This is a genomic window from Rhodococcus sp. D-46 (assembly GCF_011290655.1).
GTDB classification, from domain to species: domain Bacteria; phylum Actinomycetota; class Actinomycetes; order Mycobacteriales; family Mycobacteriaceae; genus Rhodococcus_F; species Rhodococcus_F qingshengii.
The window spans coordinates 304,419-319,763 of record NZ_JAANTF010000006.1; the positions used below are offsets into that span (position 1 = coordinate 304,419).

A 15,345-nucleotide genomic window follows, 5' to 3' on the forward strand; every position below is an offset into this window, starting at 1 on the left:
AGCCGGGATTTGATCGAAACCTGTTGAGCCGATTCAATGTGATTGCGCGTTTCGGGAATCTTCGAGCCCCTTCCGCACGTTGTACAACTATGGCTAATTACAAAACAGTCAATCCCGCGACAGGTGAAACCGTCAGGGAATTCGATACTTTGGATGACGCCGGAGTTGAAGCCGCACTTGCGAACACGCATCGCGGCTACTTGACCTGGCGCAACAGTGCGCCACAGCAGCGTGCGGCAGTCCTGAGCAAGACCGCCGAACTGTACACAGAGCGCGCAGACGAACTGGCCCGAATGATCTCCTTGGAGATGGGTAAGCCGGTCCGCGAGGCCAAGGGCGAAGTACAACTCTCGGCCGCGATCTATCAGTGGTATGCAGACCACGGTCCGGCACTGCTCGAGGAAGAACGACTCGACGTTCCCGGGGCCGAGGAGTCGGTTGTGTACCGGCGACCGATCGGCGCTCTCATCGGCGTCATGCCGTGGAACTTCCCGTACTACCAAGTCGCCCGCTTCGCGGCACCGAATCTGATGCTCGGTAACACGATCATTCTCAAGCACGCATCGAACTGTCCGCAGTCGGCGCTGCTGATGGAAGAGATTCTGCGACAAGCCGGATTGCCGGACGACGCCTACGTCAACGTCTTCGCGACCAACGAGCAGATCGCGGACATGATCGCCGATCCCCGAGTTCAAGGTGTGTCACTGACCGGCAGCGAACGCGCCGGAACCAGCGTCGCCGAAACTGCCGGACGCAATCTCAAGAAGGTCGTCCTCGAACTCGGCGGATCAGACGTGTTCATCGTCCTCGATTCCGACGACATGGATGCCACCGTCAAGTCCGCAACCAAGGCACGTCTGTCCAATGCCGGCCAGGCCTGCAACGCGGCCAAGCGTTTCATCGTCACCGAAGATTTCTACGACGACTTCACCAACAAGTTGGCGACGTCCTTCGAATCCGTCACTGCCGGTGACCCGTTGGACGAATCCACAGTGTTGGGTCCACTCTCTTCGCAGAGCGCGGCAGATACTCTGATCGAGCAGATCGACGACGCTGTGTCCAAGGGTGCCACGCTGCTGACCGGTGGAAAGAAGATCGACGGCCCGGGCGCCTACGTTCAACCGACATTGCTCGCAGACGTGACACCGGACATGCGGGCCTACAGCGAAGAACTGTTCGGACCTGCCGGAGTCGTCTACAAGGTCAAGTCGGCCAGCGAGGCTGTGGAACTTGCCAATTCGTCGGTCTACGGCCTGAGCGGATCCGTCTGGAGCAGCGATCTCGATTCCGCCCGGTCGGTCGCTGCAGATCTCGACGTGGGAATGGCGTTCGTCAACGAGCACGGAACGACGTTGCCCGGTCTGCCCTTCGGCGGAGTCAAGCGCTCCGGAGTCGGCCGCGAGCTGGGTCCGTGGGGAATGGACGAGTTCGTCAACAAGAAGCTGCTCCGCGTCTCGAAGAAGTAGTTCGACACAGAAGTAGTTCGACACAGAAGTAGCTCGACACAGAAGTAGCTCGGCGCAAAGAAAGGCCCTGACCTCGATGGAGGTCGGGGCCTTTCCTCATAACCCACGGACCAGCAAGCGGGTCCGCTGCCTGGTCACTCGCTTGCCGGCGTGGCACCCCCACGAGTGAGGCTCCACCCGAACCTCGTCGCGATGACAGCTGACCCCCAGCCCAACAGTGCACCCACCAGTGGAGCAGCGACGGCGGTGTAGATCGCCTCGTTGGAAACACCAACCGACACGGCGGAGTCACCGACGAAGGCGAAATCGGTTCGGGAGGCGAAGGACGCCCACTCGATCAGGCCGGAGACAACAATAATCAGGAACCCCAGCAGGAAGCCGAAGCCGGCCAGCAGAACGTGAAGTGCGCGCATCCGGTCAGTCTGCCTGTAACACCCACCCAGATAAAACCGACCTGCTGGTATGACACTTTCACGAATCGCTCGAACTACCGTAGTCGCCGCTGCCCTCTGCGCGAGTGCAGCCATCTGTTCCGCGACGTCAGCTTCCGCGGACGTAGTCGACGTCACGATCCTTCCGGGTCTCAGCAGCGGGCCGACGACGTCGTACGGAGCGGGCTGCACGTATCTGGTGGTTGCCAGGACAGCAGCGTTGAACGAGCCGAACGTCTCGATTGTCGACATGAACCGAGCGTCGACCATGTTCCCGCAGGAACTGATCTGGGACACCGTCAATCCCTACTTCACCTTGCCGGTCGTACTCGGCCACGCCGTCACGCTGTGGACTCCGACTGCACCGGGCGAACACTCTCTGATGGCCTACCAGACGTCCGCGGGCGGGCCGGTCACAACGGTCGATGTCAATCCGGCGACACCGATCGGTCCGGGGTGCGTCGTCGCACCCTGATCCGCTAGCCCTCCAAGAAGTCGACGAGCACCCGGTTGATTTCATCGGCGGGAACCATCGGAATGCTGTGATGCGAAGAAGCTTTCAGCACCTCGACACGCGCTGCGGGAACCCTCTCCCGCACTGACTTCGACACGGTTTCCGCATCATGCACCCGTCCGTCTTGTGCGAGGACCACCAGCAACTCGACATCCAGTGCGCTCAAGGCCTCCTTCGAAGGACGTCGAGGCACTACGAGATCGGGTCGCGGTAGATCCGAAGTGCCCACTTCCACAAGAGACAGCCAGTCGGAGTCGATACTCAACTCACCTGTCTCCCAATCCAACAGTCGCCGTCGGCGCGCTCGCGACGGGGAGAGCAACAGCGGAAGCGCACGCAGAAGGTAGCCCGCCTTCATGCCGGAGAAACTCGAATTAGGATCGAGCAGAACAAGTTTCCCGACACGATTCGGTCGATGCAGCGCAAAGGCCAACGCAATCATTGCGCCATAGGAATGTCCGATCACATCAACGGTGCCGGCCCCGGTGCAATCGACTATCGAGTCCATCCACTCGATCAGATCGTCGACGGACTTCATCGGATCACCATTCGGAACGCTCCGCCCGGCATCGCCCATGGTGTCGACAGCAAAGACACGCCGGGATTTCGACAGCGCCCCAACATTGTCGAACCACACCGTCGAAGTGGCACCTCCCCCGGACAGAAGGATCAACGGCCGCGAGTCTGCATGCCCACAGACGTTCACATGCGTGTTACCGAACCGCCCCGCGAGATCCACACCCAGCGGTTTCTGCGGCCATTTGGTCAGTACAGCGTCGTATGCGCGATTGAAGTCCATCCCCCACCCCCATTTCTCTCGATTATCGAGATAGTAGACAATCGAGAGACAACACACCAGGGCTGGAGGCATCCTTGAGCGTCGGCGATGCAGAAGACGAAGCGATGGCGATCGTCCACTCGCTTCGCGCACTGACCGTCGACTTGAACGTGGCGGTTTCCGGCTTTGCGAACAAGTACAAAATGCACTCCACCGACGTGCGCGCGTTGATCTGCCTTCTCGATGCCGAGCGCTCGAACACATCGGCGACGCCAGGTTGGTTGGGCTCACAGCTCGGGATCAACTCGGCGTCGGTGACTGCACTGGTCGACCGGATGGTCAAAGCGGGGCACGTAGCTCGGGAGCGGGACTCAGCAGACCGTCGACGGGTGCTCTTGCAGGTCACACCATCGGCGGTCACTCTGGGCGAGAGCTTCTTCGGCCCCCTCATTTCACGCGCTGCGAGCACCGTCGGGAATTACACCGCCACAGAGCGAGCCACCATCGAGAGTTTCATCGCCGCGATGCGAGCGGACGTGGAGCGGACTCGAGTCGATAGGGAGCCCTCCCTGTGACTCGCATACTTCCCGCGGGAGAACGCGCATTGCTCGTGGACTTCGATTCCGAAGCTGGCGTTCTCGCGTTCACCGAAGCACTGACGCGTAACACCCCGGTCGGGGTCGAAGACTTCCTCCCCGCAGCTCGCACGGTCCTGGTCACGTGCACCCCGGCGGCAGATCTCACGTACGTCCGAAAGCGCTTGAACGATCTCGAGCAGACCGATTCTGCCGCGACCACAGACGAGCATTTCGAGATGGATGCACTCACCATCGCCGTCAGGTACGACGGGCCCGACCTCGACGACGTCGCACAGTCACTTGGTATGAGCCGATCCGAGGTGGTTGCGGCCCACACCGGGGCAATGTGGCGTTGCGCCTTCATCGGATTCGCACCCGGCTTCGCCTACCTGACTTCAGGCGACACTCGGCTCGACGTTCCGCGTCGAACGCAATCACGAACCGCTGTGCCTGCCGGTTCCGTCGCCCTGGCCGCTGGATACAGCGCGGTCTACCCGCGTGCATCACCGGGTGGCTGGCAGATCATCGGGAGCACCGATGCCGTGATGTGGGATCTGAACGCCACACCACCGGCCACCGTTCAGCCCGGCAGACGCGTGCGCTTCGTGAACGAGGAACAACGATGAACGGCCTCGAGATACTCGACACCGGGCCGCTGAGCCTGATCCAGGACCTCGGACGGATAGGTCATCTCCGCTCGGGTGTCGGGGTTTCCGGTGCGGCGGACAGGCGATCTCTCAGGCTTGGCAATCGGCTCGTCGGCAACAACGAGGGCGCAGCCGGTGTCGAGGTCCTCCTGGGTGGGCTGAGTCTTCGGGCGCAGCAACCGACAACGATCGCGTTCACCGGTGCGCCTGCACAGGCCTACCGCGACGGCATTCCGGTCGGGCATTCGAGCGTGATCGATCTGCGGGCTGGGCAGACCGTCCGCCTGGACTACGCACCGAGTGGACTGCGGACGTATCTGACCGTCCGAGGCGGCATTGTGGTTCCCGAGATCCTGGGATCGCGCAGCACCGACACGATGTCCGGGATCGGTCCGGCGCCTCTCGAGCCTGGTGTTTTTCTCCCGATCGGGCCATCGCCGACCACGTTCTCAGCCGTCGACCTCGCACCGGTGCCGCCGATGGCAAACGAGACTCTCGCCATTCGAGTGGTGTTCGGTCCTCGCGCAGATCGATTCACCAACCCCGAAACACTCCTCCATGGCCGATGGGCGATCTCGACCGACTCGGACCGAATCGGCGCACGCGTCGATCGCGTCGGCGCCGACGAACTACTTCGAAGAACAGACGACACCGAACTGCCCACCGAAGGCGTGGCACTCGGATCGATCCAGGTCCCACCCAGCGGCCAACCTGTCGTGTTCCTCGCCGATCACCCCATCACCGGCGGCTATCCGGTGGTGGGAGTGGTCGCGGACGCAGATATCGACCGACTCGGCCAAGCCCGCCCGGGTCAGCACATCCGGTTCGTCAGGGCCTGAGCACGCCGAGCGATGGCGTGTCGGACCCAGCCGTCACACTGATGTCGTGCGAGTTGTCCTGGTCCCCGGTAGTACGACGTCCACGGGAGCTGTGACGGCAACTGTCCTACGGACCGATCCCGCTGGAACGCCGCTCGCCGATCCCGTCGAATACCCCGACTTGATCGCAGCGGTACGCACCATCGAGGAAGCCGAGCACCCGCGGTGGGTGTGGCCGAGTACGGCGACCGTGTACCCACCTCTACTGCGGGCAGGCGTACGGGTTCAGCGGTGCCACGACATCTCCCTGACCCGCGCGATACTCGGAATGCGCGCCGGCAAACCGTCACCGCCCGCTGAGGAGTTCGACGACGATCGACTCGGACTCTTCGACACTGCACCCGTTCTCGATCCCCTCGCCGTCGTCACCGAATTCGCCGAGCAGCGCGCAACCATCGGCGCGGACGCTCGACTGGACTTGTTGATCGCAGCAGAATCGGCCGGCGCTCTCAGCGCCGCCGAGATGACGCACACGGGCCTTCCGTTCTCGACGCAGAAGCATCGTGAACTCCTCGAAGAACGGCTGGGGCCGCGGCCGACGGGATACGACCTCCCCGCTCGTATGCAGGAACTTGCCGCACAGATCAGTGAGGTCTTCGGGCGCACCGTCAATCCTTCGTCTTCGGTGGAGATCACCGAGGCGTTCGGGCGTCAGGGCATCGAACTTCCGTCGACGCGCAAGTGGTTTCTGCAGGAGATCGATCATCCGGCTGTGCCGCTACTCCTTCGTCATCGCGAACTCGCCAAGCTGTACAGCACCAACGGTTGGCAGTGGATGGACAGTTGGGTGCGGGGAGATCGATTCCGTCCGATCTACGTTCCCGGTGGTGTCGTGTCCGGCAGGTGGGCGAGTCGAGGCGGCGGGGCCCTCCAGATTCCGAAGACAATGCGCTCGAGCGTCGTCGCCGATCCGGGCCACGTGTTCGTCGTCGCCGACGCCGGTCAGCTCGAGCCCCGAATTCTGGCCGCCATGTCCGGCGACCGCCGCATGATGGCCGCCGCCGGGGACGACGACCTGTACGCACTTGTCGGTGCCGAAGCCTTCGGCGGTGATCGCGCAAAAGCCAAGGTCGCAATCCTCGGAGTCCTGTACGGGGCGACGGCGGGTGAAGCCAAAGCACTGCTCGTCTTGTTGCGGAAGCGATTCCCGGTCGCCGTCGAGTACGTCGAGCAAGCTGCCAAGGCAGGTGAGCGCGGCGAGGTGGTGAAGTCACTGCTCGGCCGGGCCTGTCCCCCACCGTCTCCCGACTTCTACTCCCACGGCGACGCTCACGCCCGCGGTCGTTTCACGCGCAACTTCGTCGTGCAGGCGACTGCGTCCGAGTGGGCGCTGTGCCTCCTGGCCGACCTCAGGCGCCGCCTCGCCGAAGATCCGGACGGCGAGTTGGTCTTCTTCCAGCACGACGAGGTAGTCGTGCATACCCGCAACCCCGAAACCGGTACCGCGCACGTGCTGGCCGCAGCTGCTTCGGCAACTCGATTGTTGTTCGGCGACACAGTCGTCCGTTTTCCCATGGACGTCGCAGCCCGCGAGACATACGGCAAAGGCACTTCGTAGCGTCGTCAATTCCACGCCAAGTGGTTCCACCGCGCCCGTATTGCGTGTTCTACTGGAAAATGTTGCTTTGTTGGTGCTGGTCGACTGCGTTCGAGGAGAACCATGACCAAGCTGGACACAACTGACGCAGAACGGAACGAGCGCGGAGCCGTGAAGCGCCTTCGCGTGCCGATCTTCACCGTGATCGCCCTTGCGATCTTCGCCTTCGTCACAGGCGGATTCGGCGGTTCTTTCCAGGGCAAACTCGCCGAGGTTCAAAAGAACGACAACGCCTCGTACCTCCCGAGTTCCGCCGAATCGACAATCGTCAGCAACCAATCCGCGAACTTCCTCGCAGTCGAGACGATCCCTGGATTTGTTCTGTTCCATCGAGATTCGGCCCTCACCGAGGCGGACAAATCTGCAATCAACTCGGCCTACGGCGCCATTGCCGGCATCTCCGGGGTAGACGCCGACGGTATGCAGCCCACTCAGTACTCCGCCGACGGCACAACTGCGTCGATCTTCGTGCCACTCGTCGCCAAGGACGGAGACACATCCGTGGCAGGCGATGTCCTGGCGACCACCGAGCAGAACGTCATCGACGCAGCAAAACAAGCAGCTGGTGATGTCGAGGTACTCCCAGCCGGGCCAGGTGGGCTACTCGTTGCGTTCATCGACGCCTTTGCCGGTCTGGACGGAGCGCTCCTTGGCGCGGCACTCCTGGTCGTGATCCTCATCCTGCTTGTCGTGTACCGATCGCCGGTGTTGTGGTTCTTCCCGCTGTTCTCCGCGCTCCTCGCCATCGGTTTGTCGTCGATGGTGATCTATTTTCTCGCGAAAGCCGAATTACTCACTCTGACCGGACAGTCTCAAGGCATCCTTTTCGTGTTGGTGATCGGTGCCGGTACCGACTACGCCCTACTCTTGATCTCTCGCTATCGCGAAGAATTGCACACGTATCCCAACCGCTTCGACGCGATGATCAAGGCCTGGCGCGAGTCTGCGCCGGCCATCACCGCTTCGGCTGTCACCGTGATTCTCGGTCTGCTTTGCCTGACGTTCTCTCAACTCAACTCCAACAAGAGCCTCGGACCCGTCGCCGCCATCGGGATCGCCTGCACCTATCTGGTGATGATGACGTTCATGCCGGTCGCTCTGGCCGCCACCGGACGGTGGGTCTTCTGGCCGCGCAAGCCCAAGGTCGATCACGCCGCAGACCTTACGACGCACGGGATGTGGGGCAAGATCGCCGAGGCCGTCGGTAGCAAGGACCGCCCACTGTGGATCGGCGCCACAGTGTTGTTGATCATCCTGTTCGCGGCCGGGATCGGCAGTCTCAAAACCGATGGCCTGACATCCACCGAAAGCTTCACCAATCGTCCCGACGCCGTTGTCGGACAAGAACTCTACGACTCGAAGTTCGATCCCGGAGCCGGCGCACCGGCCGTGATCACCGCAAACGCCGACCAGGCCGACGCCGTCATCAAAGCAGCCAGCGGCGTCGAAGGTATCTCGCAGGATCCCGGCGCCGTCTGCACCCAGGTGGACGTCGCAAAGGTCAGCGATTTGATCAAGACCAACCCCGCTGCCGTCGCACAAGCCGCCGCTGCGGGTTGCGCCCCTGCGGCTTTCACCGTTGCACCGATCGACGGCCGAACCATGATCAATGCAACCCTCGCCGACTCCTACGATTCGCCGCAGGCACTCGAAACTGTCAAGCGACTGCGGACTGCCGTCCACGACGTGCCCGGCGCCGACGCGCTCGTCGGGGGCAGCACGGCCACCACCCTTGATGTCCAGGCGGCCTCGGTCCGCGACAGAAACCTGATCATCCCGATCGTGTTGGTGGTGATCTTCCTGGTTCTGGCCGCTTTGCTCCGCGCTCTGCTGATCCCGGTGATTCTCATTGTCACCGTGGTGCTTTCCTTCGCGGCGACCCTCGGTGTGAGCGGATTCTTCTTCACACACGTATTCGGGTTCGCCGGGGCGGATCAATCGTTCCCGCTGTTCGCCTTCGTCTTCCTCGTCGCACTGGGTATCGACTACAACATCTTCCTGATGACCAGAGTCCGGGAGGAGACCGGAGAATTCGGCACCCGTGCAGGTGTACTGCGCGGTCTTGCGGTGACGGGCGGTGTGATCACCTCAGCCGGAATCGTCTTGGCCGCAACATTTGCCGTACTGGGCATCCTGCCACTGGTCTTCCTCGCCGAGATCGGATTTGCCGTGGCCTTCGGCGTGCTGCTCGATACGATCATCGTGCGCAGCGTCCTGGTGCCGGCACTCTCTCACGACATCGGGAAACGTATTTGGTGGCCGTCCGAACTGGCGCGCGCGAAAGACTGACCGACTACAGAAACGCTTCCTTGGTCCACAGATGAAAGAGCGCGTAGGCTCGCCAGGGTCGCCAGCGCTCGGACAACGCTGCGGCTTCTTTGGCCGTCGAGACCCCCAGCGCACGTTTCAACACCAGATCATCGGGTACGAATGCGTCGCGATCACCGAGAATCCGGACGGTGAGATAGTCAGCGGTCCACGGTCCGATTCCCTTTAGCGCCAACAGCTCTCGCCGAAATTGGACAGGATCCGCATTCCAGGAGAGGTCGAGGCCGTTCGCTGCCGCAGTTGCCAGCGTGTGCACTGTTCTTGCGCGCGCTGTGGTCAATCCGACGGCTTTCTGTATGCCCTCGGTTGATTGCGCTGCAACCATGTCCGGATCAGGGAAGGCAAGAAAATCCCCTTGCACCGGCGCTCCGAATGCGCTGACAAAACGACCACCGAACGTCCTCGCCGCGCCGAGCGAAACCTGTTGTCCCAGAACGGTGAGCACTGCGGTCTCGAACCCGTCCACCGAACCGAGCACACGCAATCCTGGACGGGCGGCAACAAGTGGGGCCAACAACTCATCACTACCGAACGCTGCTTCGACAGCAGTGTGATCGGCGTCGAGGTCGAGCCAACGGCGCACGATCACCTCCAGCACTGCGGAATCCGCTACCGGCACATCGGAATCCACGACGACACCGTCGTCGGTCCACGACACCGACACGACAACGGGTCCGGAAGGCAACGGTACGACTCTGGTGTGAACACCGTCGTCGTGACGCTCGAGGCCTGCGACGCAGTGAGCCCGCAGGGCACCGGTGAGCGGTTCGACTGCATAGGGCGCCTGAAAGCGCAGCGTCACTGCGCTCACCGGCCGGCTTCCAGATCCAGCAGAATCGCTTTCAGTTCGGGGCCACCCGCGTACTGCCCGAGGCTGCCGTCGCTGCGCACCACCCGGTGACACGGGACCACCAACGGCAGCGGGTTCTTTGCACATGCGGTCCCTACGGCACGCACCGCACGTGGGCTTCCCGATGCTGCCGCGACCACCGAATAGCTTGCAGTGTGGCCGTATTCGATCTCGGGAAGATGACGCAACACTTCGCGTCGGAACCCCTTCGCGAGTTGGAAGTCCAAGCGCAGATCGAATTCTCGACGCGCACCGGCAAAGTACTCGTCCAACTCGCGAGCGACAGCGTCAAGCCTGCGCGGATAATGAAGCACTCGGGGACTTACCGTGTCGGCCAACCGTTCCAGAACGAGGTCGTGCCCTTCGACTGCAAAGGCAACCCGCACCAGGCCGACATCAGTTGCCGCCAGCAGCAGCTTTCCGACCGGCGAATCGACGGTTCGATATGCCACGTCGATCAATTCGGCTTCAGACGCCTGCGCAGCCAGGCGCGCCCGTAGGCGGATCATGGCGTCGGCGTCAACGGCTGGAAGTGCCTCGAACACATCGTTACTCATGAGTGACTCCCTTCCGCAGCGGTAGCGGACAAGTAGGTTCTTCGTAGGGTGGCGATACCGTCCGCACCCGCGCGTCTGGCGGCTGCCGGCGTGTTGCCGAGGATGTCCGCGATCTCTGCGTACGGCAGCCCACCCAGAAAGTGATAGGCGACCGCCGCACGTTGTTTGAGTGGTAGTTGTTCGAGTGAGTCCCAGAGTTCGTGATCCCACGTGCCCGGCACGCCGATTCGCGTCGGCAACTCCGGAACGTCGTCTGTCGGCACCGCCACGCGGGCACGCACTCGGGTGATGTCGATCGCCTTGCGGTGCGCGATGGTGACCAGCCAGGCTTCGATGTTCGCGTCCGGGTTCAGATCCGGGTATGCCCGCATCGCCGCGATGAACGTCTCGGACCACGCGTCCTCGGCGTCGACGGGCCCGACCACCGCGCGGCAGACACGGAGGACCACTGCACCGTATTCGGTCACGACGTCTTCGAACGGTTTGAGTGTCACGACCGGTAGACGTTCCCGATCACCGAATTGTGAGCCGAGCGCATCAGAAGAGGACATCCGATTCGCCGCCGTGCTCGCGGTCGAGCAGGAACCGCTTACGTTCGAGGCCGCCGGCGAAACCGGTCAGACTTCCGTCGCTACCGACCACGCGATGACAGGGAACGATGATGCTGATCGGATTCTTGCCGTTTGCCGCGGCGGCAGCACGGATCGCAAGCGGGTTACCCAAAGTTTGCGCGAGCTCCATGTAGGTCCAGGTTTCGCCGTACGGGATCGTTCGCAAGGTGTCCCACACCCGCTTCTGGAACTCGGTACCCACGGGCGCCAGCGGCACGGAGAACTCCGTGCGATCACCCTCGAAGTACTCGGTGAGCTGCGATTCGACTTCACCGAAGACCGCCGAGGAACGATCACCGAACGTGGACTCGTCCGGCTTGTGGCGATGCTCCGCCATGTACAGACCGCAGAGGTCGTCACCTGCTGCTACCAGCGTCAACGCTCCGATCGGCGAGTCGATCACAGTGTGCGTACGGATAGCCGTCATGTCTCGATCCTTCCAGGTTGCGCGGTGCGGCAGGCAGCGGGTGAATTGATTGTCCGCGCCGGCACCGACACCTCGAAGACGCCGCGGGCCTCGTGAATGTGAGATTTACCTGTACTTTGACGTCACATCAGGCAGTATCGAGGGATGGCTCTAGTTTTGCCCGGCAGCTCCACCGTCGTCCGCTCCGTCGGCGACGTGGTGCACTGGTCCCTGTCCACGGTCGCTTTTGCGGTCACCCTGCCCACTCGACTCGAGGCGCTCCTCTTCTCGGTCGAGAGGTTGGTGGCGCGCATCAACCAGATCGCCGACAACGCCGACCGCGTCGTCATCGGAGCTGCCGCCGTGACCGTTCGCGCTGAGACACTGGTCGAGGCCGTCGAGCAGACGTCGGACATCGCGGGACAACTCCTCGAGATCTACGAGCCCATCGCCCTACAGCTCGCGCCGCTGGCCGCCAGGTTCGCCGACGATCTTTCCGAGGCAGAGGTCAGCGCCGCGATCAAGCTGATCGACCAACTACCGGAGCTCACCGACCGGGTGGCCGCGGTGTTGCCCATCCTCGGAACCTTGGACTCCGTCTCGCCCGAGATCCACGAACTCCTCGGAGTGGTCAAGGACCTGCGGCAGGCGATCGTCGGGGTGCCTGGCTTTCACTTCTTTCGCAAGCGGGGCGAAGCCAAGCTGGATTGAAATTTCAGGCGGAGTAGCCGTTGGTCCCGGCCCGCGCCATGACGACCTTCGGAACGACCGCTCGAGACGAGAGCTTGAGCAGACCGTCCACCAACTCCACGATGTCGTCGACCTTGATCATGGTGTCCGGTGTGATCCGATCGTGTGTCCATGCCGACATGTCGGTGTCGACGTAACCGGGAGCGATGGCCGTCGCACTGACGCCGTTTCCGGATTCCTCGGCGTTGAGTGCCTCGACCATCGAAATCAGCGCAGCTTTGGTGGCTCCGTAGACGGCCAGGCCGCTCTCGGCATACACACCGGCCATCGAGGCGAGAGCGATCACCTTCGCTCCGCCGGCAAGGTCCGCGTCCGCCGCTGTACGCAGGAGCGGCAGCGACGCTTGCAATAGTGCAAACGGTGTTCGGAGATTGACGGCAACGGTCTTGTCGAAACGTCGCATCGGGTAATCCGCTACTCGCCCACTGGTTCCCACTCCGGCGTTGAGGACGAGAGCCCTCATGGAGCCGAATCGCTCATTGTGTGTGGCGACGAGTGCTGCGGCGAAGTTCTCGTCCGCCATGTCGCCGGCCGAGACGACGACGTCCGGCGATCCGGCGCGGGTAAGTTCTTCGGCGACAACGGCGAGCCGCTCGGTATCACGCGCCGTGATGGTCAGCCCGTACCCTTGCGAAGCCAAGCGTGTTGCGATGCCGAGCCCGATTCCCTTGGAGGCGCCGGTGACCAGTGCTGATCGAGTCATTCGAATTTCCCTTGCAGTGCGTTGAGTCCGGCCGAGATCAGTTCCGGCACAGAAGATCCAGCCTTGTCGAATCCCCCGCCGACGGTGGCTCCTGCCCGGAATCGGTGATCGATGCCCTGCGCCACGACGGCGAGTTTGAAGAACCCGAGCGCCATGTAGAAGTTCCAATGCGCCAGTTCACGACCCGAAACGGACGAATACCGTTGCGCCAGATCGACAACGGACGGTAGCGACGGGCTCGTCCACGCAGCAGGCTCACCCAGAACCAGATCCAGCGCGGGATGCCGATAGACGCACATCATCGCGATGTCCGCCAGCGGATCTCCCAGCGTCGACAGTTCCCAGTCCACCACTGCGGCAACCTTGGTGACGTCGTTCGCCGCGAGAATCGTGTTGTCGATCCGGTAGTCGCCGTGCACGATCGACGAAGCCGATTCCGCCGGAATCAATTCCGCGAGGCTCGACGCCAACCTGTCCACATCGGCCGAGTCCTCGGTCTTGACGCGTGACCATTGACCGGCCCACAACTTCACCTGGCGGGCTACGTAACCGTCGGGTCGGCCGAGTTCGCCGAGACCCACTGCGTTGTAGTCGACGTCGTGCAGGGCAGCGAGAACACGCACCAACTCGTCGGTGCACTGCGTGACCAGCTCTGCCGGAACAGCTTCCAACTCGGTTTTGGTTCGGATCACTTGACCGGTGACGAACTCGACCACCGTGAACGACGCACCCATCACCGAGGCGTCCTCGCACAGCACGACGGTCGGCGCGACCGGCACGGCAGTGTTCTGCAACGCCGAGGTGATTCGGAACTCACGCGCAACGTCATGCGCCGACGGCGTGAGGCCGGCCGTGGGTGGACGACGCAGAATCCACTTCGAGTTGTCGTCGAAGATTCCGTAGGTGAGATTGGATTTGCCGCCTGAAATCAGTTCGGCTCGCAACTCACCGCTCACCTCGACGCCTGCGGCTTGCAGATACTTGTGGAGCGCCGCGAGATCGAGTCCTGGAAAGTCCGTCACTTCGACTCCTCCCGAGCAGCGCGCTTCGCAGCTCCGACAACACGTTTCGCAATTGCCCAGCGATGAACCTCGGACGGGCCGTCGTAGACGCGGAAGGGACGCACTTCGCGGGACAAGCGTGCCAGCGGCAGATCGCCGGACACGCCCATTCCGCCACACATCTGAATGGAGCGGTCCACGATCCGGAAGATTGCCTCGGCAGCGTAGGTCTTGGCGATGGACGTCGCGTTGCTCGCGTGCCCGCCCTGATCGAGTTCGAAGCAGGCCTGCACCAGAAGTGCGCGGCTGGCTGCGATGTCGATCTCGTTGTCGGCGACCATCTTCTGGATCATTCCGAGATCACCGAGTTTCGAGCCGAAGCCTTCTCGTTCGGCAACTCTGGCCACGGCGACGTCGTGGCCGCGGCGCGCTGCACCGAGCCAGCGCATCACGTGCGTCATGCGGGCGGGACCGAGGCGAACCTGCGCGTAGGCGAAACCTTGATCGACCTCACCGAGAACAGCCTCGTCGGGTACGAAGAGATCCTCGAACGTGACCTCGCAGTGCCCACCGATCATGGCCTTGTCGAGGGTGTCGATGTGTCGACCCACTACCAGGCCGGGAGTGTCCGTCGGCGCCAGGAACATGGTCGCTCCGCCGCGCTGCCCGGGCTCGCCGGACGTGCGCGCCATGATGATGAAGAACCCGGCGCCGTCGGCGCCGGTGATGAACCATTTCTTACCGTTGATCTTCCAGCCACCGGGGACTTTTTCGGCGCGGGTGTTCAAAGCCGAGGGATCGGATCCCGCTCCGGGCGCGGGTTCGGTCATGGCGAATGCCGACCGCATGTCCCCGCTTGCGAGCGGCGCGAGGAACTGCTGCTTCTGTGCTTCGTTCGCCACGTGGGCCAGCATGTGAACGTTGCCCTCGTCCGGCGCCGCGATGTTGAGCGCCGTCGGCCCGAATAGCGAGTAGCCGGCTTCCTCGAAGACCGGCGCGCGATCACTCATGTTGAGTCCGTGTCCGCCGTACTCGATCGGCGCATGCGGGGCGAAGACACCGGCTTCTTTTGCTGCCGACTGCATCTCGATGCGGATTGCATCGCCACCCGCTACAGCGATGTCACCGGCGTGTTCGTCTTCGATGGGGAGCACTACGTTGCGCGTGAAGTCGCGCGTCTTCTCGATCAGCGCCACCACCTCGGGCGCGTACGTCAGATCGATTGCCACCAGCCACCTCCGAAAGAACAT

At 62.7% G+C, this 15,345-nt stretch carries 17 protein-coding genes; 8 read left to right on the top strand and 9 right to left on the bottom strand.

Translation table 11 applies throughout. The annotated features are described in order from the left end of the window. Positions 1-89: 89 nt before the first annotated feature. Positions 90-1,466, top strand: a complete 1,377-nt coding sequence (locus G9U53_RS17160) for an NAD-dependent succinate-semialdehyde dehydrogenase (protein WP_039973099.1) — start codon at positions 90-92, stop codon at positions 1,464-1,466. A 134-nt stretch (positions 1,467-1,600) separates the two neighbouring features. Here G9U53_RS17160 and G9U53_RS17165 read toward each other — a convergent pair whose 3' ends face one another. Further along, entirely contained in the window at positions 1,601-1,879 is a 279-nt protein-coding gene (locus tag G9U53_RS17165) for a hypothetical protein (RefSeq protein ID WP_058037626.1), read from the bottom strand. Positions 1,880-1,928: 49 nt separating this feature from the next. On the opposite strand from G9U53_RS17165, the gene G9U53_RS17170 reads away from it, so the two are divergent. Next, positions 1,929-2,372, top strand: coding sequence for a hypothetical protein (locus tag G9U53_RS17170; protein ID WP_030537213.1), 444 nt, complete (start codon positions 1,929-1,931; stop codon positions 2,370-2,372). Positions 2,373-2,376: 4 nt separating this feature from the next. Here G9U53_RS17170 and G9U53_RS17175 read toward each other — a convergent pair whose 3' ends face one another. Then, complete coding sequence (locus G9U53_RS17175) at positions 2,377-3,210, bottom strand: alpha/beta hydrolase (RefSeq protein ID WP_058037625.1); 834 nt, start codon at positions 3,208-3,210, stop codon at positions 2,377-2,379. 74 nt (positions 3,211-3,284) lie between these two features. On the opposite strand from G9U53_RS17175, the gene G9U53_RS17180 reads away from it, so the two are divergent. The 5 genes from G9U53_RS17180 (at position 3,285) to G9U53_RS17200 (ending at position 9,178) form a co-directional block, all read left to right on the top strand. Then, entirely contained in the window at positions 3,285-3,764 is a 480-nt protein-coding gene (locus tag G9U53_RS17180) for a MarR family transcriptional regulator (RefSeq protein ID WP_054781681.1), read from the top strand. Then, positions 3,761-4,393, top strand: coding sequence for an allophanate hydrolase subunit 1 (locus G9U53_RS17185; RefSeq protein ID WP_058037624.1), 633 nt, complete (start codon positions 3,761-3,763; stop codon positions 4,391-4,393). Before G9U53_RS17180 ends, G9U53_RS17185 begins: the two co-directional genes overlap by 4 nt. Further along, positions 4,390-5,253: a biotin-dependent carboxyltransferase family protein gene (locus G9U53_RS17190; RefSeq protein WP_058037623.1), complete on the top strand. Its 864-nt coding sequence runs from the start codon at positions 4,390-4,392 to the stop codon at positions 5,251-5,253. Before G9U53_RS17185 ends, G9U53_RS17190 begins: the two co-directional genes overlap by 4 nt. Positions 5,254-5,299: 46 nt before the next feature. Then, entirely contained in the window at positions 5,300-6,850 is a 1,551-nt protein-coding gene (locus G9U53_RS17195) for a bifunctional 3'-5' exonuclease/DNA polymerase (RefSeq protein ID WP_030537218.1), read from the top strand. 102 nt (positions 6,851-6,952) lie between these two features. Further along, complete coding sequence (locus G9U53_RS17200; RefSeq protein WP_165638951.1) at positions 6,953-9,178, top strand: MMPL family transporter; 2,226 nt, start codon at positions 6,953-6,955, stop codon at positions 9,176-9,178. Positions 9,179-9,182: 4 nt separating this feature from the next. Here the strand turns inward: G9U53_RS17200 and G9U53_RS17205 are convergent, their stop codons facing one another. The 4 genes from G9U53_RS17205 to G9U53_RS17220 are packed head-to-tail and all read right to left on the bottom strand — an operon-like array spanning position 9,183 to position 11,662. Then, the gene (locus G9U53_RS17205; protein WP_165638952.1) at positions 9,183-10,028 is read right to left on the bottom strand and encodes a DNA-3-methyladenine glycosylase 2; all 846 of its coding nucleotides are present in this window, start codon (positions 10,026-10,028) and stop codon (positions 9,183-9,185) included. Next, on the bottom strand, positions 10,025-10,624 hold the full coding sequence (locus G9U53_RS17210; protein ID WP_003940313.1) for a methylated-DNA--[protein]-cysteine S-methyltransferase: 600 nt from the start codon (positions 10,622-10,624) through the stop codon (positions 10,025-10,027). Before G9U53_RS17210 ends, G9U53_RS17205 begins: the two co-directional genes overlap by 4 nt. Next, positions 10,621-11,175 carry a sigma-70 family RNA polymerase sigma factor gene (locus G9U53_RS17215; protein WP_165638953.1) on the bottom strand — a complete coding sequence of 185 codons (555 nt, stop codon included), beginning with the start codon at positions 11,173-11,175 and terminating at the stop codon, positions 10,621-10,623. Before G9U53_RS17215 ends, G9U53_RS17210 begins: the two co-directional genes overlap by 4 nt. After that, entirely contained in the window at positions 11,162-11,662 is a 501-nt protein-coding gene (locus G9U53_RS17220; protein ID WP_003940613.1) for a methylated-DNA--[protein]-cysteine S-methyltransferase, read from the bottom strand. Before G9U53_RS17220 ends, G9U53_RS17215 begins: the two co-directional genes overlap by 14 nt. 144 nt (positions 11,663-11,806) lie before the next feature. On the opposite strand from G9U53_RS17220, the gene G9U53_RS17225 reads away from it, so the two are divergent. Further along, positions 11,807-12,352 (top strand): hypothetical protein, encoded by a 546-nt coding sequence (locus G9U53_RS17225; protein WP_007729604.1) that lies wholly within the window; start codon positions 11,807-11,809, stop codon positions 12,350-12,352. Positions 12,353-12,356: 4 nt separating this feature from the next. On the opposite strand, the gene G9U53_RS17230 is transcribed toward G9U53_RS17225, so the two are convergent. The 3 genes from G9U53_RS17230 to G9U53_RS17240 are packed head-to-tail and all read right to left on the bottom strand — an operon-like array spanning position 12,357 to position 15,324. Beyond that, positions 12,357-13,094: an SDR family oxidoreductase gene (locus G9U53_RS17230; protein WP_030537223.1), complete on the bottom strand. Its 738-nt coding sequence runs from the start codon at positions 13,092-13,094 to the stop codon at positions 12,357-12,359. Next, a complete protein-coding gene (locus tag G9U53_RS17235; protein ID WP_021345641.1) occupies positions 13,091-14,116 on the bottom strand; it encodes a phosphotransferase family protein in 1,026 nt (341 codons plus the stop codon). Before G9U53_RS17235 ends, G9U53_RS17230 begins: the two co-directional genes overlap by 4 nt. Next, positions 14,113-15,324, bottom strand: a complete 1,212-nt coding sequence (locus G9U53_RS17240; protein WP_003940162.1) for an acyl-CoA dehydrogenase family protein — start codon at positions 15,322-15,324, stop codon at positions 14,113-14,115. The genes G9U53_RS17235 and G9U53_RS17240 overlap by 4 nt, the downstream gene beginning before the upstream one ends. Positions 15,325-15,345 lie beyond the last annotated feature (21 nt).

Coding starts and splice junctions, on each gene's coding strand:
- G9U53_RS17160 (WP_039973099.1), top strand. CDS start 90: ATGGCTAATTACAAAACAGTCAATCCCGCGACAGGTGAAACCGTCAGG.
- G9U53_RS17165 (WP_058037626.1), bottom strand. CDS start 1,879: ATGCGCGCACTTCACGTTCTGCTGGCCGGCTTCGGCTTCCTGCTGGGG.
- G9U53_RS17170 (WP_030537213.1), top strand. CDS start 1,929: ATGACACTTTCACGAATCGCTCGAACTACCGTAGTCGCCGCTGCCCTC.
- G9U53_RS17175 (WP_058037625.1), bottom strand. CDS start 3,210: ATGGACTTCAATCGCGCATACGACGCTGTACTGACCAAATGGCCGCAG.
- G9U53_RS17190 (WP_058037623.1), top strand. CDS start 4,390: ATGAACGGCCTCGAGATACTCGACACCGGGCCGCTGAGCCTGATCCAG.
- G9U53_RS17200 (WP_165638951.1), top strand. CDS start 6,953: ATGACCAAGCTGGACACAACTGACGCAGAACGGAACGAGCGCGGAGCC.
- G9U53_RS17210 (WP_003940313.1), bottom strand. CDS start 10,624: ATGAGTAACGATGTGTTCGAGGCACTTCCAGCCGTTGACGCCGACGCC.
- G9U53_RS17215 (WP_165638953.1), bottom strand. CDS start 11,175: ATGTCCTCTTCTGATGCGCTCGGCTCACAATTCGGTGATCGGGAACGT.
- G9U53_RS17220 (WP_003940613.1), bottom strand. CDS start 11,662: ATGACGGCTATCCGTACGCACACTGTGATCGACTCGCCGATCGGAGCG.
- G9U53_RS17225 (WP_007729604.1), top strand. CDS start 11,807: ATGGCTCTAGTTTTGCCCGGCAGCTCCACCGTCGTCCGCTCCGTCGGC.
- G9U53_RS17230 (WP_030537223.1), bottom strand. CDS start 13,094: ATGACTCGATCAGCACTGGTCACCGGCGCCTCCAAGGGAATCGGGCTC.